Origin of the sequence: Stenotrophomonas sp. RS-48 (genome assembly GCF_030053245.1) — a bacterium.
In the GTDB taxonomy this organism is placed as follows: domain Bacteria; phylum Pseudomonadota; class Gammaproteobacteria; order Xanthomonadales; family Xanthomonadaceae; genus Stenotrophomonas; species Stenotrophomonas maltophilia_P.
In genome coordinates this window covers 3,080-3,958 of record NZ_JASGBV010000161.1, presented here as the reverse complement: position 1 = coordinate 3,958, position 879 = coordinate 3,080, and the positions used below count along the sequence as shown (strand labels likewise).

Annotated in this window: 1 tRNA gene; it reads right to left on the bottom strand. The window is 55.7% G+C overall.

The window, feature by feature from the left end:
• Positions 1–513: 513 nt before the first annotated feature.
• Positions 514–589, bottom strand: a tRNA-Gly gene (locus QMZ25_RS19180).
• Positions 590–879 lie beyond the last annotated feature (290 nt).

The following is an 879-nucleotide window of genomic DNA, read 5'->3' as shown; positions in this document are numbered from 1 at the left end:
TGACAGCTACCCTGTAGACATCGTAAAGTACTGAGCCGCCCCCAACTCGGCGCTTGGCCAATTGCCCGCCTAGATCTCGAATCCTTGCCTCTTCCCAGACCTCCAGTTGATATGCAGTAGCCATCAACAACCCAAGGCAGGAGAATCAACGCCATGGGGAGTAACCCAGACGCCGCGGTCTATTTTTCCAATGATGTTCCCCGTGCAGACAAGCGCAACTCTCTACAGTTCGCCATGAATGGCACCACGTCATATCAATCGCCCGTTCGATCCTCCCCTGCGTGCGCCGCCCTTCCCTTCCTGAGTACACGGCCGCAGTGCCCGAAACGCACGACGCTCCACCTTCAGCAACAAACCGCCGGGGTGAGAGTCTGGGTTGCATGGACTAATGTCTGGACTGAAAAGGTCCGTGTGCCGACAGATCGCAGTGAGCCAGGCTGAAACGAAAAAAGACGCCGAAGCGTCTCTTTTCAATGAACTACAGTCTTCCTTGGAAATCTGCAGATCCATAATTGGAGCGGGAAACGAGACTCGAACTCGCGACCTCAACCTTGGCAAGGTTGCGCTCTACCAACTGAGCTATTCCCGCAGATTCCGTTCGACCTGCGTCGAAGGAGCGCTATTGTGTCGAGATTTCAGCAATGCGTCAACAGAAATTTCATCACCGCTCCCGTTCCTTGTTCAGGTTCGGATGAGCCCTTGGGGACTAGATGTACGCCGGTAGCAAGCGCCTACATCGGAAAAATTCCAGTGTGCTCCAGCGCCCCCCCCTGGCTGCCGGAGCTATGCCTCACCACTCTGCGGGCCCTTCGCGCCGATCCAGCTCGCCCAGCACTGAGTGCGTGCCTCCCAACATCATGAAAACACTATGCTCTTTTG